12 protein-coding genes are annotated in these 21707 nt (G+C 47.7%); 4 read left to right on the top strand and 8 right to left on the bottom strand.

Annotated features, from left to right (window positions below):
- Nucleotides 1–8: 8 nt before the first annotated feature.
- The 5 genes from trkA to NBH07_RS12765 all read right to left on the bottom strand — a co-directional run bounded on the left by trkA (nt 9) and on the right by NBH07_RS12765 (nt 7044).
- Nucleotides 9–1346 (bottom strand): Trk system potassium transporter TrkA, encoded by a 1338-nt coding sequence (gene trkA / locus NBH07_RS12785; protein WP_005861043.1) that lies wholly within the window; start codon nt 1344–1346, stop codon nt 9–11.
- A gap of 20 nt (nt 1347–1366) precedes the next feature.
- Nucleotides 1367–3265, bottom strand: a complete 1899-nt coding sequence (gene dxs / locus NBH07_RS12780; RefSeq protein WP_009018392.1) for a 1-deoxy-D-xylulose-5-phosphate synthase — start codon at nt 3263–3265, stop codon at nt 1367–1369.
- Nucleotides 3266–3836: 571 nt separating this feature from the next.
- A complete protein-coding gene (locus NBH07_RS12775; protein WP_005861041.1) occupies nt 3837–4205 on the bottom strand; it encodes a DUF3244 domain-containing protein in 369 nt (122 codons plus the stop codon).
- A 96-nt stretch (nt 4206–4301) separates the two neighbouring features.
- Entirely contained in the window at nt 4302–6032 is a 1731-nt protein-coding gene (locus NBH07_RS12770; RefSeq protein WP_005861040.1) for a tetratricopeptide repeat protein, read from the bottom strand.
- Between the two features lie 226 nt (nt 6033–6258).
- Nucleotides 6259–7044: an inositol monophosphatase family protein gene (locus tag NBH07_RS12765; RefSeq protein WP_009018393.1), complete on the bottom strand. Its 786-nt coding sequence runs from the start codon at nt 7042–7044 to the stop codon at nt 6259–6261.
- 177 nt (nt 7045–7221) lie between these two features.
- Here NBH07_RS12765 and NBH07_RS12760 point away from each other — a divergent pair, with 177 nt between their 5' ends.
- The 4 genes from NBH07_RS12760 to NBH07_RS12745 all read left to right on the top strand — a co-directional run bounded on the left by NBH07_RS12760 (nt 7222) and on the right by NBH07_RS12745 (nt 16387).
- Nucleotides 7222–7896 (top strand): TonB-dependent receptor plug domain-containing protein, encoded by a 675-nt coding sequence (locus NBH07_RS12760; RefSeq protein ID WP_009018394.1) that lies wholly within the window; start codon nt 7222–7224, stop codon nt 7894–7896.
- A gap of 29 nt (nt 7897–7925) precedes the next feature.
- Complete coding sequence (locus tag NBH07_RS12755) at nt 7926–12539, top strand: translocation/assembly module TamB domain-containing protein (protein ID WP_009018395.1); 4614 nt, start codon at nt 7926–7928, stop codon at nt 12537–12539.
- Nucleotides 12540–12541: 2 nt separating this feature from the next.
- A complete protein-coding gene (gene tamL / locus NBH07_RS12750) occupies nt 12542–14992 on the top strand; it encodes a translocation and assembly module lipoprotein TamL (protein WP_039848978.1) in 2451 nt (816 codons plus the stop codon).
- A gap of 129 nt (nt 14993–15121) precedes the next feature.
- Nucleotides 15122–16387, top strand: a complete 1266-nt coding sequence (locus NBH07_RS12745; RefSeq protein WP_009018397.1) for a hypothetical protein — start codon at nt 15122–15124, stop codon at nt 16385–16387.
- Nucleotides 16388–16462: 75 nt separating this feature from the next.
- On the opposite strand, the gene rocF is transcribed toward NBH07_RS12745, so the two are convergent.
- The 3 genes from rocF to NBH07_RS12730 all read right to left on the bottom strand — a co-directional run bounded on the left by rocF (nt 16463) and on the right by NBH07_RS12730 (nt 21706).
- Nucleotides 16463–17359 carry an arginase gene (gene rocF / locus NBH07_RS12740; protein ID WP_009018398.1) on the bottom strand — a complete coding sequence of 299 codons (897 nt, stop codon included), beginning with the start codon at nt 17357–17359 and terminating at the stop codon, nt 16463–16465.
- 3 nt (nt 17360–17362) lie between these two features.
- Complete coding sequence (rocD, locus tag NBH07_RS12735) at nt 17363–18571, bottom strand: ornithine--oxo-acid transaminase (RefSeq protein WP_009018399.1); 1209 nt, start codon at nt 18569–18571, stop codon at nt 17363–17365.
- Between the two features lie 189 nt (nt 18572–18760).
- The gene (locus tag NBH07_RS12730; RefSeq protein WP_229045802.1) at nt 18761–21706 is read right to left on the bottom strand and encodes an InlB B-repeat-containing protein; all 2946 of its coding nucleotides are present in this window, start codon (nt 21704–21706) and stop codon (nt 18761–18763) included.
- Nucleotide 21707 lies beyond the last annotated feature (1 nt).

Genomic DNA, 21707 nt, shown 5'->3' with positions numbered 1-21707 from the left:
ACTATCAACTAGTTAAAGTAGTCCTCCAGCTTACGCATAGCCGTATCCAAGCAGAATACGACAACATGATCGTATGCCTGTATCTGAGTATCACCCTTGATCATCATAGGTTCACCGTCACGAATCAACCCACCGAGAGTCATATCTTTCGGCAGACGGAGATCCTTGACTTGTTTCTTGGTAATCTTTGAATCCGGTCGAGCCACCAACTCCGCTACATCCGCATTCGCAAAGGTCAAACATTTCACGTTAGAGACATCCGCATCCAGAAGAAATTGATAGATATGGCTGGCCGCTATCAGCTTTTTGTTGATAACCGAACCGATGTCCATACTTTCCGCCAATTGGATATAATCAATATTCTCAATCTTAGCGATTGTCTTAAACACACCTAAACGCTTAGCGGCCAGACATGCCAATATATTCGTGCTGGAATTTTCCGTCAAAGCTATAAAAGTCTGCGCATCCTTGATGCCTTCTTGCATCAACAAATCAGTATCACGGCCGTCTCCGTTTATAATCAAGACATTACTAGGCACTACCTCAGCGATTCGATGACTTTTCTCTTTATTAGCCTCAATTACTTTTACCCGGATGTTATTAGGTAAATATTGGCAAGCACGGATAGCGATACGGCTTCCTCCCATAATAATAACCTTCTTTACTTCCGGATCTTTCTTTCCGGCCAGTAAGCGTACATCCTCTATATGAGATCGGGTCGTCGTAAAGAACACGATGTCACCAGACTCTATCCGGTCCGTACCACGGGGGATTATCGTCTCGTTCTTTCGCTTAATAGCGACAATATGATATAGCTTCTGCTCATTTAGCAATTCGGCCAATACCCGGTTCACCAAACGGGAATTATCCCGAACTTTAACACCTATCAGAATTAAAGCTCCACCAAACAGCTCCCAATATTGGCGTGTCCACGGACGGCGTACAGCTGTCACGATCTCCTTAGCCGCCAACATCTCAGGGTAAATCATCGAGTTGATTCCCAGTTTCTCGAACAGCTCTTTATTTTTAGGCAATAAATATTCGTAATTATTGATTCGGGCCAACGTACGATGCGCTCCTAGATTATGAGCCAACATACAAGCCGTTACATTGGTAGTCTCCTCGGGAGTAACACTTACGAACAAGTCCGCTTTCTTGATCCCCGCCTCCTCCAAATCTCTAAGCGAGGTCGGATTCCCGACCATAGGGAGAATCTCCATGCTAGATTTTGAGAAATTCAGCCGTTCCTCATTCGGATCCATCAAAATGATGTCCTGATTCTCTTGAGATAACATTTTCGCTAAATGTGTACCTACTTCTCCCGCACCGGCTATGACAATTTTCATATTTTATTAATTGACAATAATCAATTCTCCTTTTTCAACTGTTTCGCGATACTCTCGGCATCCATACCACATAATTGATACAGTTCCGGTATAGAACCATGCTCGATAAACGCATCCGGCACTCCGATACGCTTTACATGAGGCGTATAGCCATTGTCTGCCATAAACTCAAGGACAGCGCTACCAAAACCTCCTTTTATCACTCCATTCTCTACCGTAATAATACGGTTATATTTCTGCCCGATCTCATGCAACAGCTCCTCATCCAACGGTTTCAAGTAGATCATATCGTAATGGGCTATCGATACCCTCTCTTCTTTCACCATCTCGATGGCTTTGATCACCTCGTTTCCGATCGGTCCGATAGAAAGTACGGCGATATCATCCCCGTCACGCAACTTTTTCCCTTTTCCTATAGGCAATACTTGCATCTCGTTACGCCAATCTTTCATCTCCCCCTTACCTCTAGGGTAACGGATTACGAACGGGCCATCAAAAGCGGCATAGCCTGTATACATCAAATTCCGTAAATCCAACTCATTCAATGGGGAAGCGATTACCAAATTCGGTATCGGACGAAGATATGCTAAATCAAACACGCCATGATGTGTAGCTCCATCCTCTCCCACTAATCCCGCACGATCCAGACAGATCACCATATGTAGTTTTTGCAAAGCTACATCATGGATAACCATATCATACGCACGCTGCATAAACGAGGAATACACGTTGCAGAAAGGTATCATTCTCTCCTTAGCTAATCCAGCAGAGAAAGTTACGGAATGTCCTTCCGCAATTCCCACGTCAAACGCACGATCCGGGAAGGCTTTCATCATATAAGTCATCGAGCAACCGGAAGGCATAGCCGGAGTTACGCCTACAATACGTTCATCATTCTCCGCAAGCTCTACCAATGTATGACCGAATACGTCTTGATATAATTGAGGCTCATCTAATTTACGAACGATAATACGCTGGCCGGTTTCCTTATTGAACTTTCCGGGAGCATGCCATTCCGTAGCGGACTCTTCCGCAGGTTTAAAGCCTTTTCCTTTTTTCGTTTTGATATGCAACAGCTTAGGGCCTTGCATATCTTTTATATCATTCAATACCTTCACCAGATAATTTACATCATGCCCATCCACCGGACCGAAGTAACGGATGCTGAAGCCTTCAAATAAATTATGTTGCTGGGTAAGCAATGCTTTAAGGCTATTGTTAAAACGTAAGATGTTTTCCCGGCGATCGTTATTGATGAGCTTGATCTTCTTTAAGCCTCGATACACATCGTATCTCATTTTATTATAGGCTTGACTCGTCGTTATATCCACTAAATACTGGCTAAGACCACCTACGCTATGATCTATCGCCATATCGTTATCATTCAGGATAATCAACAAATTATTAGGGTTGGCAGACGCATTATTCAACCCCTCGAAGGCGAGTCCTCCGGTCATAGCGCCATCCCCGATCACGGCGATCACATGGCGATCCAGTTCCTTCTTCAAGGCCGAGGCTACCGACATACCCATCGCCGCAGAGATTGAATTTGAGGCGTGTCCGGCGATAAAAGCGTCATACTCGCTTTCCGCCGGATTAGGGAAGCCGCTAATTCCTTTAAACTTACGGAGCGTATGGAAAATATCTTTCCTTCCTGTAAGTATTTTATGTCCGTAAGCTTGATGCCCGACATCCCAGACAATACGGTCATAGGGGGTATTGAATACATAATGAAGGGCGACTGTCAGCTCTACCGTACCAAGGCTTGCACCTAGGTGACCGGGATTCTCAGACAAAACATCGATAATATATTGACGCAAATCGGCACATACCTGCTCCAACTTATCCTGTGACAAATGTCTCAAGTCTTCCGGAAAATGAATGCTATCCAATAGGTGTTCAACTTTGCTTTCAGCCATGTCTGCTAATTTTTCTGGCAAAAATACAGAATAAACGGCATATATAATAGTATTGTCCTGTCATTTCTTAGACAAGGGGGAAATCCATATTGATTTTAACAGCTAAATCCTATAAAATTTCACAACTATGAATTTTTCATGTTATAAGAATCATGATATAACACCATTTGGAAATAAAACTAGGCCAACCACACCTAATTTAATTTCTAAAAAAGCACAATAAGCCCAATATTTCCAGATTATCATCTATACATCTGATAATCAGAATGCAAAGAAATTACATCCATCCAAGCTCCGATTAGTATCCATAGTATTTTGAATTTCTATTAATACTAATCGCAATTTCCATGTATAGTAAAGTAGGCTACAACGGAGCCTATTTTTAAGAAATACACAATAAACAGAATGACTCCCAACTGATTGATGATACATTTAGCGCTAAAACATGTATATATATGTATCCAAGTAAAGATTCGAATTTGGCACAATTGTCTTAATAAAAAAAGAGCTGTGTTTCCCATTTTACCGAGAAGTATAACAGCTCTTTCTTCTTACAAAACCTTTTAATTTTTTATTCCAAGGTAAAGTTACCGGTCAAGTGTCCCAATTGGTGTAATAGTACAACTTGATATTGGCCACTTGTTTCTCCCGCTAAAGAAAATGAATAAGTTCCACCTGCCTCTGAAGAAACAACATCCTCATAAATTTTCACACCTCTATCATTCATGACACATACAGTCAAGTTTGATAAAGCATCTTCAAAGTCCAAGGAAAGGATATCTCCTTCGATTGATGCAACTGGAGGTAATGGGGCATCTGCCGAACGATAATATTCATCTCTCCATTTTCCTTCCGTAGGAATATTATCTCCTAAAACAGAATTAGTTAAAAACAATGCGAATAAAATCGCAACAACAGTGAATTTGTTTACATTTTTCATAATGCATGATATTTTTATAAAAACATGGGAGCAAACATACCATACATTACTTACAAAAACATGAACTAAAATTGCACAAATTATGCACAATCATCATTAAAACTCCTGTATGAATCTATCAAATTTCTCAGAAGAGCCTTTCTGTGAATGTATTTTCTCATATAGTCGTTTACGAATCATAGACACGTTTGTTGGAGTGGTAACGATTAGCATCGCTATTGTAACGGGAGGAACATTAGACTTTACTAAACAACTTACACGCAGTTCTGTACTTGTCAATTTTTTAGCAACTCCCATGAGCCTATGGGTAAAGCCATCATATGTCTCATCCAAAGCTTTATATAATTCCTCCCAATCATTCTCTTTTGGTCTCCAGTCTTCTTTCATATGAAAACGATAATAAATGTCCGATGTTAAAAATCGATTTAATAAAAGCTCATTCTCGGTTTCCGCATACTTCAAATTCTTGTTTTCTGCCTCCAAACGTTCTTTTCTCAAAAGCATAAGTTCTTTCTCTTTTTCATCAAAAGCGATGGAAGACTCTTGTATCTGCTTCTCTAGCTTAGCTATAATCTTTTCATTTTTTTCTATACGTTCTCTATCTTTTCGTTGTTTTTCTTTCAAAGCATCTAGCTTTCGCCTCTGTTCCTGCAGATGTTTCTTTTTATTGTTTAATCTTTTGTACACCATAACTATCACGAAAACCAATATTACAATAGCACTTAAAGCAAAAATACCTACAATGAGAAAATTTATGATTGTCTTATTTAATGCAATCTGAGTTTGCATATATTTTGCCTCTACTTGGTGATAGTTATATAAATCTTGCATCTTTCGAATAGACTCTGTTTGTTTTATCTTATTAGTTGAGTCACGTAGTTGTTCATAAACTTCTTGAAACATTGCATAATTTTTCCAGTGTTTCTGCTCTTTTTCTAGTTTTGCCAAATAATAGTAAGCGCCTGCTTGTGTTGAACATGAATGGCTTTCTTTACACATTTCTAAATAAACATACGCAGAATCTATCGGCCCTATTCTTGAAAATAGGTCTCCTAAAGTTAAATAAGTAGGATACAACAAAGACACATCCGTAGAATATTCCAAAGACAATTGAAGAAAGTCATAAGCTTTTTTATAATCACCTAACTCCATACAGACATTTCCTAATTCACTAAAAATAGAGGGTTTACTAAGATTATTCGCATAATTCAACGCATACTCATAGAAAAAGCAAGCACTATCTAGCTTTGATAAAGAGGTATAAGTTCTGCCTATATCCCTTAAAACAAATGATTGGCCAATAGAATCTTGAACTTCCCTAAAATAATCTAAAGCCTTTTTCTGAAATGGAATTGCTTTTTCATAAACATTCTGATAAGTATAAAGCATTCCTAAACTATAACTAATACGACCCAGTAAAACATAATCCAAAACTTTATCACTATTTCGTAATGCTTTCAAATAATAGTCTTGCGCATGAAGAGCATCGCCAAGGTCCTGATTGACTCTTCCTCTATAATACCAAGCTTTTGCTTTTCTTCCCCAATCTTCGGTTTTATCAAAGTATTCAGTAGAAATAGCGATCAACGAATCTGAAGTAGGTTTGACATAAGTTTTATTTTGAGCTTCTGTCAAAAGTAGATAGTACATAGCACGATCCTTTTCTGAAAGATCATTTACATCTTGTATTGTTGATAGCAATGTTAAAACGCTATCGGGATGTTGGGACATTATCTTTTCCGCATGTTCATATAGACCTGAGTGATGGCTACATGACATTAGTCCAGTAATAAAGAACAGAAAAAAGACGTATAGATTGTTTTTCATACTCTGTAACATTTTTATTTTCCACAAATGTAAGTAAAATCTCTAATCCTAAAAGTCTTGATTTTTACTGAATTAGACACATACAAGGATTTACGGGTATTTGTATTCCTCCATCTGTTTTGAAAATCAAAACGGATCAAACACCCCGCAAATAAGAAGTAAGTTTAAACTCTTTTACCTTTTAAATACACACAGAAGCACTAGAATACGCAGGATTACCCTAGTATTAGGGCAACAAAGACAACGCAAGAGAATGAATCTTGCCATTGCTGGCAACTACCTGCTCACCAGAAACCCAGTTCCCTCCGCCATTGAAATCCGATATTTTTCCTCCGGCCTGCAATAAAATCAAGGCACCAGCAGCTACGTCCCAAGGGCCTAAAAAGGCCTCTATACGGGCATCAAAACGTCCTGCTGCCACATAACACAGTTCAGCGGCGGCAGATCCCATCAAACGGGTACCTCCCGCAAAACCATACAACCTATCAACCAAATGAGCAGCTACCGGACGATAATCATCAGAGTTATAAGGGAAACCCAACGCAATGAAAGCGTTATCCAGTACTGAGACATCCGATACATGTATCTCATTCCCATCCAAGTAAGCCTTACCGCCTTTCACTGCATAAAAACACTCGTCCCTACACACCTCATAGACTACTCCTAACAATAACTCCTTCCGATTTCTTAAAGCGATACTCACGCAATAAGGCGCAATATCATGAATATAGTTTGAAGTGCCGTCCAATGGATCGATCACCCAACAATATTCCTCATCAGTCAAACTTCCAGAGCCTTCCTCCGCGATAAAACCAGCCTCAGGTAGCAAAGTAGACAAAGCCTCTATGATCTGTCGTTCCGATTCTTTATCCACATAAGATACATAGTTATGAGCACTTTTTTCCTCCACTAAGTTCCGGTCAAACTTTCGGCGTTCTTCTTTTAAGAATGTCGCAGAAGCACGAGCTATTTCTCGAACCTCCTTACACAAATAGGCTAAATCTAATTCCATACCGTTCATTTTATTTTGGCAAATGTAATGATTTCCATTTATAGTAATCTCATTTTAGCGACAAATGAGACCACATAGAAACGTAAAAATAATACCTATTACGAATTTGCCCTAAAACTCTGCCTTTAAGAAATATTATATTATCTTTGTGTTATGTTCAGCTAAAAAGATTGAGCTATGAAAACAATACATTATCTTTCAATCATCATCTTATCATTCAGCAGTCAAATACTTTTGGCACAGAATGATACTTTAGTCGGTGTATTGCGTGACATCAGCGATAAAATAATCAAACGCTATCCGGTCACGCTAGGCAGTCAGAATCCGATCACCGTGAAAACGAACAAACATGGCGTATTCACCATCCCGGGGGCTAACCTGAATGATACCTTGTTCGTCACTATTAAGAAAACAAGAAATGTAGTCAAAGTCCCGGTCAACGGATACAATTATATAACCATTACTTTAGAGAATAGCACATTCAACGCAGAGCGTAGTTTTGAACCGGATGAGGCCCTGAAAGAAATTATGGAAAGGGAACGAAACAAAATAGTAAGCTCAAGCGTTATGAATAAAGAAGAGATACAGAAAACCGGATGCCGGGATCTCTATTGCCTGCTACGAAGGATGAGTGGCATAACATTCGCCGATGGTTCCGTACGCATCCGTGCGAGCGCTTCCCTAAACAGTCCTAGTGACCCGCTAGTAGTGGTAGACGGTATACCGATGGACCTATCTGTTCTAAACACGATTCCCGTCGAAGATGTCTCGGAATTAAAAGTATTGAAAGACGCCGGTGAATACGGGGTAAGAGGCGCGAACGGAGCGATCGTCATAAAAACAGGCAAATAAACAAATAAGAAAAAGAGAAACGTATCAACATGAGAGTATGGATTAAACGGATAGGAGTGATATGCCTAATACCGATCGCATTGGTATTGTTACTCTCTATATTACTATATATACCTCCTTTCCAAAACTTCGCGGTACGGAAAGCGACCGAATACGCGGGAAAAGCGACTGGTATGCAGATCGGGATCGAGCAGATTAGGCTATCTTTCCCGTTAGACCTTACGGTTAAGGGTGTCGAGGTCGTAAATCCTCCCGCCGATACCTTGTTGAGTTTACAGAGCTTGACGGTACGGGTTCGTGCCCTTCCTCTTTTGCGGAAGCAAGTATTGGTAGAGGCGATCGACCTCCGGAACGTAAAGGTTAACACCGGGACTATGATTGAAGGTATGGAAATCAAAGGATTCTTGGGAAAGCTTTACCTGCACGCCGATCGTATAGACCTGTCCGAGGAGAAAGCTACATTTAATACCGTAGATTTATCCGATACCGCCATTACCCTTCTATTAAATGATTCAACCTCGAAAGAAGACACGACTTCCACACCTCTGAACTGGGTACTCAAGCTGGATAAAATTAGTTTGGACCGGGTAGCCTTCGCCCTACAAATGCCCTCGGATTCCTTACGCCTTACGGCTTTCGTAAATAAAGCCGGGCTAAATAACGGCCTCGTAGATCTTGGAGCGGAACAATATAAGGCGAGAAACTTTGACATAACGAATTCTACATTCGCTTATGACGGGAATTACGCGGCACCCGAGCAAGGACTCGATTTCTCCCATATTAGTTTAACGAACCTGAACACTTCTATCGATTCCATCTTATATCAAGGAAAAGAAATAAACGCCCACATCAAGGAATTCTTCGTGGAAGAACGTTCCGGCCTCAAGGTTTCGGCATTGGCAGGAAATGTCCGGAGTGACCATGAACAGATAGACGTACCGGACCTACTTCTCCAGACACCAAATTCCGAAGTGAGATTGACAGCGACTATCCCTTGGAGCTCCCTCGAGGAGCACCCACAAGGTAGCATGAAAGCCCTGTTAAACGCCTCGTTGGGGAAAGAAGATTTATTGATAGCGGCAGGTTCTCTTCCAGAGGATTTCAAGAAAGCCTACCCGGACAAGCCTCTCGCTATTACGGCTGGCGTAGAAGGCAACCTCTCCAGTATACGTATCACACAAGGCGATATCATGCTGCCGGGAGCGTTTCAGATGAACGTCACGGGTAGCATGGAGTCCGTGACGGATAGCATCCGGCGAACCGGTGAGATTCAGTTAAAGGCTCGATCCGGTAATCTGGACTTTTTGCTGGCGATGCTTCCCGCCTCCCAACGGGATCAATTTGCCATTCCGGCAGGAATTCAGTTGAAGGGGGAAGCTACAGTCGCAAATCAAGAATACCGCACCGAGCTTGTTCTTACCCAAGATAAAGGCAAAGTAGGTCTGACCGCCCGCTATAATCCGGTGCAACTGGCTTATGAGGCTAATTTACGGATAGACAGTCTGGAACCTACCCATTTCATGCCCAAAGACTCTCTATTTTGGCTGACCGCCTCTGTTAAAGCAGAAGGCCGGGGCACAGACCCTTTCTCTGAACGTACATGGGCCAAACTGGACGGTAAGATATCGGATATACGCTACGGCGCCTCATCGGTATCAGACGTATCCATCGATGGCTCTCTGGAAAAGAACTTACTGAAAGTGGATCTGCTTAGCAAATACCCGTTGGCGAAAATGGATGTCTCCTTAAACGCGACCCTCCACAAGCACGAGGTGAAGGCGATGTTGATAGCGGATGTGGAGAACATGGATTTACAGGGTATGCACTTAATGGCAAATCCCTTCGCCACCTCTTTCCAGCTCTTCGCCGAGGCAGAAAGTAATCTGGATGAAGATAACACGATCGACGTTACGTTAGGAAACTGGGAGGTCGTCACCCCAAAACAAAGTTTCAAGCCGAAAACGCTGACCTTGCATGCCCGGACGGATATCGATACCACCCGTGTGTCTTTCCACGCCGGGGATTTAGGGATCATCCTCACGGGTAATGATTGCATACACCACATCACGGATAAGTTGACTAAGGTATCGAACGATATCACCCTCCAATTGGAACGGGACTCGACTGTCAATCTGGAGATCCTTCGCCCGCTCCTCCCCGATATGTACCTTGAGGTACGGGCAGGACAGGACAATCCGATCTACAACTATCTCCAAACCTATTACGTAGATTTCAAGAGCATCGCCATGAACGCCTATACCTCACCGGAAACGGGTATACGCATGGATGCCTCCATTTACGATCTGGCACGGGATACGATGCAGATCGATACCATCCGGGCGGAGATGCACCAAGATTCGCTCGGATTACTCTATAGCGCCCAAGTGATCAAGAATAAATACAGGCAGCAACAACCTTTCAGCGCCGGGCTGGACGGGCAAATACGTTATGGCTTCGGCGACGCCCGCCTTTATTTCAAGGACGGGAAAGGCGAGACCGGCTTGTTGCTCGGAATCCGGGCCGATAAGATACAGAACGGGGTCAAGTTCCATCTCTTCCCCGATGACCCGATCATAGCGTTCCGCCCTTTCAAGCTGAACCCGGATAATTACGTCGTGGTACGCAGCATGAAGGATATCGAGGCGAACCTGCGACTCAGCGGAGATAATAACGCCGCCCTCTGGATACACTCCCAAGCGGAAAGTGACGAGATGGAGGAAGTCCACGCCGAGTTGAACCAGATCGACCTTGGGGTTATCTCCAACGCATTCAGTTATATCCCGCCGATGAAAGGTATATTGAACGCCGATTTCCAGTACGCTCCTTCCGACTCGGCCTTCATGGTCGTGGCGGATATGAACATTGATGATCTGTATTATGAGAACGAGCGGGTCGGCGAACTCATGTTCAACGCAGTCTATCTACCTTTAGAGCAGGGGAACCATCAAGTGGATATGCACCTTTTCCGGGACCGGAAAGAGGTGAGTGCCATTACCGCCTTATACCAGATGGGCGAGACCGACCATATCAGCGGTACTGTCGAGTTCATGCACTTCCCCTTGGATATCGCCAACCCGTTCATTCCGGATGATATGGCGAAAATGGGCGGAGACCTCGATGGTACGCTCGCTATCAGCGGACAAAGCGATAAACCCATGGCCGAGGGATATCTGATTCTCGATACCGCCTCCGTTTATGTAGGCGCCGCAGGTTCTACCTTCCGTTTCGACGATAAGAAGATAGAGATAAAGAACAACCGAATCTTGTTCAACCAATATGGTATTTACGCATACAACAAGAATCCGTTTATCATCAACGGAGAAGTGGATTTCAACGATTTATCCCGCATGACCGCCAATCTTAAACTAACGGCGAATAACTTGCAACTGCTGAACGTTAAGAAAAACGAGGAAAGCCTTGTCTACGGAAAGCTGTTCGTCAACTTGAATTCTACCGTACGCGGGCCGTTGGATGCCTTGACCATGCGAGGGGACTTGCAGTTATTGGGCGGGACGAATATCACCTACGTGCTGAAAGACTCCCCGTTGACCGTGCAAGACCGTATGTCGGACATGGTAACCTTCACCTCTTTCACGGATACTTTACGTCGGCGCATGCCTCGTAAGCCCCCGTTGCCGATGGGAGGCATGGACATGTTGATGACGATCCACATCGATCCCGCCGTACAAGCGAACGTGGATTTAAGTCCCGACCAGTCCAACCATATCAATTTGGAGGGTGGCGGTGACCTTTCCTTCCAGTATACCCCGCAAGGCGATATGTTCTTGAACGGACGCTACACGCTGACGGGTGGAACCATCAAGTACTCCATCCCGGTGATCCCATTGAAGGAGTTCAACGTACAAGAGGGTAGCTACGTGCAATGGACGGGCAACCCCATGGACCCGACCTTGAACCTTACGGCTACCGAGCGAGTCCGTACGTCCGTCACCCTAACCGGGCAATCATCGCCCCGCTTGGTAAATTTCGACGTAGGCATCGAACTGACCCAACAACTGGAGAACCTAGGGTTGCAATTTACCCTCACCGCCCCGGAAGACATGGCGATGCAGGAGGAACTGACCTCGAAAGGCCCGGAGGAACGGGCGAAGCTGGCTGTCAGCATGCTCGTGACCGGCATGTACCTCGGCGGCGGCGGTAGCGGCAAGGTGAACGTGAATATGGGAGACGCCTTGACCAGCTTCTTGCAAAGCGAGATCAACAACATCGCCGGAAGCGCCTTGAAATCCGTGGATATCAGCTTCGGCATGGAGACGTACGACGATAATGGCGACGCCGGAGGTGGTACCCGTACCGACTACTCCTTCCGCTTCGCCAAGCGATTCTATAATGACCGTATCCGTGTGGTTCTAGGCGGCCGTATCTCTACCGGCGAGAACATTAACAATGGACAGGCGCAGCCGTTCATCGATAACGTATCCGTAGAATATCGGTTAGACAGCAGTGGCTCCCGTTACGTCAAACTTTTCCACGACAAGAACTACGAGAGCCTGCTGGAAGGCGAGATCACGGAGACCGGGGCCGGTATCGTGCTCCGCAAGAAAATGATGCATCTCAGGGAGCTATTCAACTTCAAGAAAACGAAAGTGAAACCAGTGAAAGAGGAAACAGAAAAGGAATGAATATGAAAAACGTTTTAATATATTTTAGGAAGGATGCCCTCCTAGAGCAGGGAAACATGCCTTCCCAGAGCAGGGAAACATGCCTTCCCAAAGCAGGGAAGGATACTTTCCTAGGACGAGGGGGGGTGTCTACCCAAAGAGCGATCCTATCGTCGCTGGCGCTACTCGGGCTGCTGGCCTTCTTATTCACCTCTTGCTCCACCACGAAGAACCTTCCCGAGGGAGCGGTCCTATATACCGGTATCAAGAAAATAGAGGTGAAGAACGAGGATAAGACCAAACCCGGCGAAGCCGCCTTGGAAGAGGTCGAGGCCGCCCTAGCCTATCCCCCCAACAACGCCTTGCTGGGAAGCTCCTCGATCCGGGTGCCTTTTCCTTTCGGCCTGTGGGTCTACAACGCTTTCGTGAACAAGAAAGGGAAGGTCGGCAAGTGGATCTTCAACAAGCTGGCGTCGAAACCGGTGCTGATCACCACCGTGAACCCGGATGTCCGCGTCAAGGTAGCCCGGAATCTATTGAACGAGTACGGTTATTTCAACGGAGAGACCTCTTTCGAGGTCATACCCGATCCCAAGAATCCCCGGAAGGCGAAGCTGGAATATAGCGTCACCATGAACGATCCGTATACGCTGGACAGCATCCAATACGTCCATATCCGTCACCGTGCCGACTCATTGATCGATGCCACGATCGGCGATCGTATCCTCCACAAAGGAGAGAATTTCAATGTCGTCCAATTGCAAGCCGAGCGGGAACGCATCTCGTCCTTGCTCCGTAACAACGGATATTACTATTTCCGTCCCGATTTCATCACCTATCAAGCGGATACCTTGTTGAACCCCGGGAAAGTGGCCTTACGGGTGGCCCCGAAGGAAAGTCTTCCCCCCTCGGCCCTCCGCCCTTGGAAGCTCGGGGATATATCCGTCTGGCTAAACGGCTACCAGAATGAGACTCCCACGGACTCGATCCGCTATAAGGACCTTACGATCCATTATGAGGGCAAGCTAAGGGTTCGCCCCTCGGTCATTTACAACCGTTTATATTTCAAGCCGGGGGAACTTTATAACCAGCGGGCGCAGGAACGGACGCAAACGGCCCTGTCCCGCTTGGGTATCTTCCGTTATGCCGAGTTGCAATATTCCCCCCGTGATACCATGCGCCGCCAAGATACGCTGGATCTGCGGATCAATACGGTCTACGATCTTCCATTAGACGGCGAGCTCGAGTTGAACGTCACCGCCAAGAGCAACGACCAAGTGGGTCCGGGCGCCATTTTCAGCGTGACCAAACGGAATGTCTTCGGAGGGGGCGAGACCTTCGGCGTGAAACTCCGCGGCTCTTACGAATGGCAGACCGGCAACAAGCTGGATGGTAGCAACTCCAAGATCAACAGTTATGAGTTAGGCTTGACTACCACGCTGACTTTCCCACGGGTATTGTTCCCTACATTCAGCAAACGGGACATGAATTTCCCGGCCAGCACCACCTTCCGCCTCTATGCGGACCAGATGAACCGGGCCCGTTTCTTCAAGTTGCTGGCATTCGGTGGTGACGCCTCGTATGAGTTCCAGCCTACCGCCACGTCTCATCATTCCATCACCCCTTTCAAGCTGACGTTCAACTTGCTCCAGCATACCACGCATGAGTTCGACAGCATTACCAACGTGAACAAGGCCCTAAAGAAGAGTTTGCAAAATCAATTCATCCCGGCCATGAACTATACCTATACCTATGATGACTCCCCGATCACCAGTCGCCGGAACCATCTTTGGTGGCAGGCATCCGTTACCCAAGCGGGCCTTGTCTTGGATGGGATTTATGCGTTAGCCGGGAAGAAATTCAATAAAGAGGATAAGGAATTACTTGGCAACCCCTTCGCCCAATTCATCAAGGGAACCGCCGAGATACGTTATAATTACGCCCTCGGGCATAAGCAATATCTCGTAGGCCGATTAATGGCCGGCGCTATTTATAGCTACGGCAACGCCCGTACCTCCCCTTATAACGAGCAATTCTACATCGGCGGAGCGAATAGCATCCGTGCTTTTACGATCCGCAGCATCGGTCCCGGACGCTACTATCAAAACAGCGATAACAATAAATACGCTTACATCGACCGTACGGGTGATCTTAAATTCGAGGCCAACCTCGAATACCGCTTCCCGATCCTTGGCGACCTGCATGGGGCCACTTTCCTCGACAGCGGTAACATCTGGCTGATCCGGAACGATCCGGATCGTCCCGGCGGACAACTGAAATGGGGTAGCTTCCTCAAGGATCTAGCCTTGGGAACCGGCTTCGGCCTGCGTTACGACCTCACCTTTATCGTCATCCGTTTCGACGTGGGTATCGGTCTGCATCTCCCTTACGATACCGGAAAGAAAGGCTATTACAATATCCCGAAATTCAAGGACGGCATGGGTTACCATTTCGCTATCGGATACCCCTTCTAGCTGTTCCATTCCTAGGATTCTGTGGTCTTATCCAAGGTATTTCATTTTCAATAGGTCAACCCTAATTGGAAATGAGATACTTTTGCGCTCTCATTTTAATAACAAACAGATTAATTAACGAACAGAATCATGAAGAAGATTTTTTACTTAATGTTGGTAGCCCTTACTGTGGGTATGTTCACCGCTTGCGACGACGATGATGAGAATACCACTCAAATCAACAACCCGGAACCCAAGGAACAATGGGGCAAGACGCTTCGAGGCGACAATCAAACCCTACTGGCCTTTCCTGATATCTATGCCGATTATTGGGAATACACCTATTCTTACAAAGATAATCCAAACATCGGCCTTCGTTTGACTGGAAAGTTCCCGAAGTCACGCTTCTTCAATTTCACGGTTTATAACGACGAGACCCAAATAGACGTATCCAGCATTGAAGACGTAAATATCCAACCCGATGACAGCTCCATCAACCCTTATGTAAAGGAAACAGACGACTACGGAGCAAATGGCTATACGATTTACATCATTCCCGCTAACACCCCCGCCAGCGCACGCGCCTCGATGAAGAACGTATGTGAGTTCCCGGAGGATGTCAATATGGTCTCCATTTTCATGCGTCTTTACTTGGCGAAACAATATAGCGGCGATGAGTATGGCGGCGTGGACATGCCTGCTATCCAAGCTTTCGATGTGACTACAGGTGAGGAAGTGGATTTCCCGAAGCGTGAGAAATGTAATATCCATGAGTCATTACAATTACCCCCTATGAACTTCTCGGTAGACATGAAGCAGCTTCCGTTCATGCGTGCCCCGCTGAGCCTGATGTATCCGAATAGTCCGGCTGAATATCTATTCGCCCGTATCAAATTGAATGAGGGCGAGGTAGCTACTTTCCGCTTCATTCCTCCTACGGCTCCTAAAAGCGTAAGCGAATACGCCACCGCCGATGTACGGTACTGGTCTATATGCCTTGGGTCAGCCGAGTCCTACTCGTATGCCTCTATTTATGACGAGGAAATGCCTGAAGTGGACAAGGAAGGTTTCGTAACCTTTATCATAGCAGACGCCAACTCCGCCAAACTACCCGATCTCCAAGCGAAGGCAGAAGCCAACGACGGTACATATATACTGACTTGGAACCGTAAGGAGCAAGGAGATGGAATCCTTGCCTTATACCGCAACATGGTGATCAACGAGGATTATCCTCATTCCATGCGCAAATTAATGGAATCCGTCTCTTTGGCCGCCGCTAGTGGCGATATGAGCGACTTCAACCCGATGACTATGCTCGCAAGACTGGCTATGGGTAATTGGGGACCACAAGGAAATAAATTTACCGAGGATGAATATCTAAGCGATAGCTTCAACTACGATAATATCCGTAAATAAGATAGACCGATAGACTAGTGGTTTATCACCAAAGCTCCTTGTACCCGGTTCATGCCGGAACAAGGAGCTTTCTTTTTACAGACGGGCCGTAATATAATCAATGATCTCCAAACAAAGATTCGTAGTCTGCTCGTTCACGTCCAGTTCCGGATTCAGCTCTACCAGATCCATCGACTTAACCAGATTCGTAGACAACATATGATCCACGAAGTTATTGAACTCATCCGGCATCAGTCCCTCACACACACGGGTTCCCGTGCCCGGGGCGAAACGGGGGTCTATGCTATCCACGTCTATGCTGAAATGCACGTTGCGGATCTTCCGTTCCTTCAATTTCCGCTTGATGTCCTCCGCAACGAAGCCGATACCTTTCAGATGGATCGTCTCCATCGTATAGACACTCAGCTTCTCCCGCTCGATCAAATCCCACTCGCCCTCATCCAGACTGCGGGTCCCGACCAAGAATACGTTCTGCGGGTTCACCTTGTTCCCGGGTGCGTAGACATTCACCAGCTCCTCGCTTCCCATCCCCATCAATGCGCTAAGAGGCATCCCGTGGATATTACCACTGGGTGACGTCTCGCTGGTATTGATATCCCCATGAGCGTCCAGCCAGATAATGCCGAAATCATCATAACATTTGCCCACGCCCGAGGCACTTCCCAAGCCCAGCGAATGATCCCCACCGATTACCAAGGGGAAAGCGCCGCCTCTCAAGGTATCATAAACCAACTCCGCCAAGTTGTTATTCACCTCTACGATGGCATCCAAGTATTTCATGCTGTTTCCCCGGGCGAATTTATCGGCCTCGCTAACCGGAGGCACATATAAGTTACCCAGATCGAAAGCACGATGCCCGTTTCCCCGTATCAACTTCATCAATCCCCGTTCCCGGAGGTGATTCGGGGCACGCTCTACGCCCTCCCGATCACATCCCAAGTTCAAGGGAACGCCTATTACATTTATTTTCATACCTTAGAATTTAGCAAATGTATCTCGTATGATACCAATAGCTTCCATCATTTGCTCCTCAGTAATCACCAAAGGAGGCGTGAAGCGGATGATATGATCGTGGGTAGGCTTAGCTATCAAGCCATTTTCCTTCAACGCCAGACAGATATCCCAAGCCGTCTTCCCATCTTTAGGTTCCGTCACGACAGCGTTCAGCAAGCCTTTACCCCGTACTTTCTTAATCATCGGATTATCGATCTTCTCAATCTCGCTACGGAACAATTCACCCATCTTGAAAGCGTTCTCCGAGAGACACTCGTCGCGTACCACCTCCAAGGCGGCGATAGCTACCTTCGCCGCCAATGGATTGCCCCCGTAGGTAGAACCGTGCTCTCCCGGAGCGATCGTTAGCATGATCTCATCATCCGCCAATACCGCCGAGACCGGACTGACCCCACCGGACAAGGCCTTTCCCAAGATCAAGATATCCGGGCGAATCCCCTCGTAATCGCAAGCCAATAGCTTACCGGTACGACCGATACCTGTCTGTATCTCATCCGCGATAAACAACACATTATGCTGATGGCAAAGATCATAGCAAGTCCGCAGATAACCATCGTCGGGCACCACGACCCCGGCCTCACCTTGGATCGGTTCCACCAAGAAGCCTACTACATCGGGATCTTTCAAGGCCTCGGCCAACGCATCTACATGATTATAGGGTATCTTTATAAACCCGGGCGTATAAGGACCGAAATCGGCGTAGGAACTAGGGTCGGTACTCATAGAGATAATCGTGATCGTACGTCCGTGGAAATTCTCGCTACAAACCACGATCTTCGCACGCTCCGGGGCGACCCCTTTCCGGCGGTATCCCCACCGGCGGCAAAGCTTCAAGGCCGTCTCCACCGCCTCGGCTCCCGTATTCATCGGCAAGAGCTTGTCATATCCGAAGAACTTACAGGTAAATTCCATGTACTCACCCAGTATATCCGCATGAAAGGCACGGGATACGAGCGTAAGCTTCTCCGCCTGCTCCATCAGGGCCTTCACGATCTTAGGATGGCAATGTCCTTGGCTCAAGGCAGAATAGCCGGACAAGAAATCAAAATAACGTTTTCCTTCCACGTCCCACACGAACACGCCTTCGCCTCTTCTGAGAACGACCGGCAGGGGATGATAGTTGTGGGCACCATACTTCTCCTCTCTGGTAATGTAATCTTCCGGTTTCATACTATAATTGAGTTTAAATGACTGACATATCGTAAGCGTTTACATCGGGATAGCTCAAAGATAAGCATTTGCGGCTAACCAATTGATTACGGGTAGGTATGTTAAGAAACATATCCACAAAAAAGAAGGGATGCCCCGCTCTCCCCAAGGAGAAACAAGGGCATCCCTCGCACATTAGACAAACAACATTTAGTTCCGTATCCGTACCTTATAGGTCTGGTCGGCTATCCGGACAAGATAGACTCCCGCGGGAAGGGCGTATCTCGTCTCGCCGGGAACGACCGCGAACCGGGCACGGCTGGCACCCGACAGGCCGACAACCCATGCCTCAGCCGAACGATCCGCACGGATATGGAGGGCGTTGGCAGAGGTCCAAACCGCCATGCCTCCCTCTACCGAGGCGTTCGATGTCGGGGTATCCGGGGTGTCGGGCGTGTCGGGATAATCGGGATCCACCTGCTCAGATTTGGCCGTATAGCTTACCACGAACGGGCTGAAGCTGGAAACGGAGATCTCCATATAGTCCTTCTCCAATTTCAAGTTGTCCTTAGCCTCGGAATACACGTCTACCTCGCCGTCCGAGCGGAGGTGGATAATCACGATATCATGTAGGTCTTGTCTTACGCCTTCTGGATACGGGATACGTACCGTCACGGTATCGGAGGGTTGCACAGGGGTTACGGCGGTTGTGGTTTCCTCGCCGGAAATCGTGGTCGTCACCTTAACCAAGGTCACTTCCATCACGATCTTCGGGGCATCATCGATACCCGCAGCTTTGGCGGCATCTTCCGCTTTCTTTTCAATCTCAGCCTTTTTCTCCGGGTCTTCTATATCTTCCTTCACCAAGCGGAGGCTGGAGAGTTCCGTATCCGATGGCAGGGATACGGCATCGGGGATGATCACGATCGGGGCCTGTGGATCATACGTTTCCACCTGCCCTTCCTTTTCCTTGGGAACGGCTGGCGTACCGATCGCAGCGATCTCTTCCGGGGTTACGGTAGATTCCGGCGTAAAGGTAGCGGTTATCGTCAAGTCGTCGGTACCGGAGACGGTAATATTCCCGGATGTTGACGGGGAACCATTATTCACTTTGTAACCACTGAACTTGTAATTTGGCAAGGCCGTATGTGCCAAGCTCAACACGGTACCAACGGTACCAACGGGTACGGCATCGCCGGATTTCACGACCACTTCCTTGTCCTCTTTTTCATAGGAAACGGAGATCGTGCCGCCTGCCGGCTGTTCGATCGTGACGTAACATACCGACTGGGGAGCTACCTCAAATTCCACCTCATACGTGCGCTTGGTCTGTCCATCCTCGGCGGTAACGACCAAGGTAGCGGCCGATCCTGTCGGTACGGTAGCCGTGAACGATCCTGTCGGTTGTACGGTAACTGACGATCCATTCACGAGCAATTTAGCCTTCGCATCGGCCAGCTGGCCGGATAAGGTGAGGGTAGCCGGTTGCGAGGTCGTGTTTGGAAGTATCACTTTATATGCCATCGTAGAGGCGAGGAAGCCGGGGATCGGTTTCGCCTCCCCAGTTCCTACCTGATACGAGAGGGAACTCAAACGGGCTTCCGAGGATTGAGCCTTGGGGACCTCCTCAAATTCCACCTCAACATTCACCTCGCTGGCCGGCATCAAGAAGTAGGTCGTGCCATCGGCCTCTTTCTGCAACGGGACAGTCTTGGCTTCACTTCCGGAGACCTTCAAGGAGCCGAATACCATTTGGTAGCCTGCATCGGGAGTGGCGGCAAGCGTCACCCGCGTGTCGGGGGCGAGCTCGGCACCGAAGGCAAGCGGGATACCAGCGGTATCCAAGGCCAGCTTACCATGCTCGGGGGTAGCGAATGAGACAGCGTACGGGATCTTCTCGTACCGCATCTCTACCGTGACCGCATAGTCCGGCATGGTGAAGGTGTAGACGTTATAGTTGTCGGAGAGCGGCGTAAGCGTTACCGCAGTGGCGGGCGCATCCGTGCGGTAGGCCTTCGGATAGCCGGAAACCATTTGGTAGCCTTCGGCGGGAACGACGATAACCGTCACCGTCGTGTCGGGGGCGAGCTTGTCACCGGAGGCAACCGGGTTAGCATCGACAGCCAAGTCCAGCGTGCCCTGCTTGGGATCGGGGGCGGTGAAGGTGATGGGGCGTGGGATCTTCTCGTACTTCACCTCTACCGTGATTCCCGCGATCTGGAAGTCAACGGGCATCGTGAAGGTGTAGGTGTTAGCGCTGCCCTCAACCGGTGTTACCCTTACTCCATAGAAGTCCGAATCCGTGACGCGGGCCTTCGGACAGCCGGAAACCATTTGGTAGCCTTCGGCGGGAACGGCGGTAATCGTCACCTCCGTGCCGGGGGCGAGCTTGGCACCGGAGGTTAGCTCGGCACCGTTGGCTTTCAAGGCCAGCGTACCGTGCTCGGGGGCGGTGAAGGTGACGGGGCGCGGGATCTTCTCGTACTTCGCCTCTACCGTGACCGGATAGCCGGGCATGGTGAAGGTGTAGGTGTTATCGCGGCCGGAGACTGCCGTAAGCGTTACCTTAGTGCCGGACGCATCCGTGCGGTAGGCCTTCGGGTAGCCGGAAACCATTTGGTAGCCGTCGGTGGGGGAGACGGTGATCGTCACCTGCTTGCCGGGAATAAGCTCGGCACCGGTAGTTAGCTTGGTACCGATGGTATCCAAGGCCAGCGTACCGTTCTCGGGGGTGGCGAAGGTGACGGCGTACGGGATCTTCTCGTACAGCACCTCTACCGTGGCCGGGTAGGCGGGCATGGTGAAGGTGTAGGTGTTAGCACTGCCGGAGACCGCCGTAACCGTCACCGTAGTGGCGGGCGCATCCGTGCGGCAGACCATCGGGTAGCCGAAAACCATTCGGTAGCCGGCGGCGGGGGCGGTCGTGAGCGTCACCTGCGTGCCGGCATGTACGGTCGAGGAAGCGAGGAGCTGCTTGCCGTCCGCCGAGAGCGAGAAGAAGGCAGCGCCTTCCGGAGCCGTAGCCGAGTAGGTCAGCGTGAAAGGAAGGGCGGGAAAGTCGGGACGGGCCTTCGTCTCGATCCCTTCCTGCGCCCGGGCGGTCATTGAGAAGACCGCCAGCAGGCATACGAGCCATAAACTAATATATCGTTTCATA

The sequence above is a fragment of the Parabacteroides sp. B2-S-102 genome, assembly GCF_023656665.1.
GTDB lineage: Bacteria > Bacteroidota > Bacteroidia > Bacteroidales > Tannerellaceae > Parabacteroides > Parabacteroides distasonis.
The sequence above is the reverse complement of the archived record's forward strand: the minus strand, read 5'-3'. Positions and strand labels throughout refer to the sequence as shown.

What these genes read in the sequence shown, in the direction of transcription:
- NBH07_RS12730 (WP_229045802.1), bottom strand. Translation starts at nt 21,706, where the DNA reads ATGAAACGATATATTAGTTTATGGCTCGTATGCCTGCTGGCGGTCTTC.
- rocF (WP_009018398.1), bottom strand. Translation starts at nt 17,359, where the DNA reads ATGAAAATAAATGTAATAGGCGTTCCCTTGAACTTGGGATGTGATCGG.
- rocD (WP_009018399.1), bottom strand. Translation starts at nt 18,571, where the DNA reads ATGAAACCGGAAGATTACATTACCAGAGAGGAGAAGTATGGTGCCCAC.
- NBH07_RS12745 (WP_009018397.1), top strand. Translation starts at nt 15,122, where the DNA reads ATGAAGAAGATTTTTTACTTAATGTTGGTAGCCCTTACTGTGGGTATG.
- NBH07_RS12765 (WP_009018393.1), bottom strand. Translation starts at nt 7,044, where the DNA reads ATGGAATTAGATTTAGCCTATTTGTGTAAGGAGGTTCGAGAAATAGCT.
- NBH07_RS12770 (WP_005861040.1), bottom strand. Translation starts at nt 6,032, where the DNA reads ATGAAAAACAATCTATACGTCTTTTTTCTGTTCTTTATTACTGGACTA.
- dxs (WP_009018392.1), bottom strand. Translation starts at nt 3,265, where the DNA reads ATGGCTGAAAGCAAAGTTGAACACCTATTGGATAGCATTCATTTTCCG.
- tamL (WP_039848978.1), top strand. Translation starts at nt 12,542, where the DNA reads ATGAAAAACGTTTTAATATATTTTAGGAAGGATGCCCTCCTAGAGCAG.
- NBH07_RS12755 (WP_009018395.1), top strand. Translation starts at nt 7,926, where the DNA reads ATGAGAGTATGGATTAAACGGATAGGAGTGATATGCCTAATACCGATC.
- NBH07_RS12775 (WP_005861041.1), bottom strand. Translation starts at nt 4,205, where the DNA reads ATGAAAAATGTAAACAAATTCACTGTTGTTGCGATTTTATTCGCATTG.
- NBH07_RS12760 (WP_009018394.1), top strand. Translation starts at nt 7,222, where the DNA reads ATGAAAACAATACATTATCTTTCAATCATCATCTTATCATTCAGCAGT.
- trkA (WP_005861043.1), bottom strand. Translation starts at nt 1,346, where the DNA reads ATGAAAATTGTCATAGCCGGTGCGGGAGAAGTAGGTACACATTTAGCG.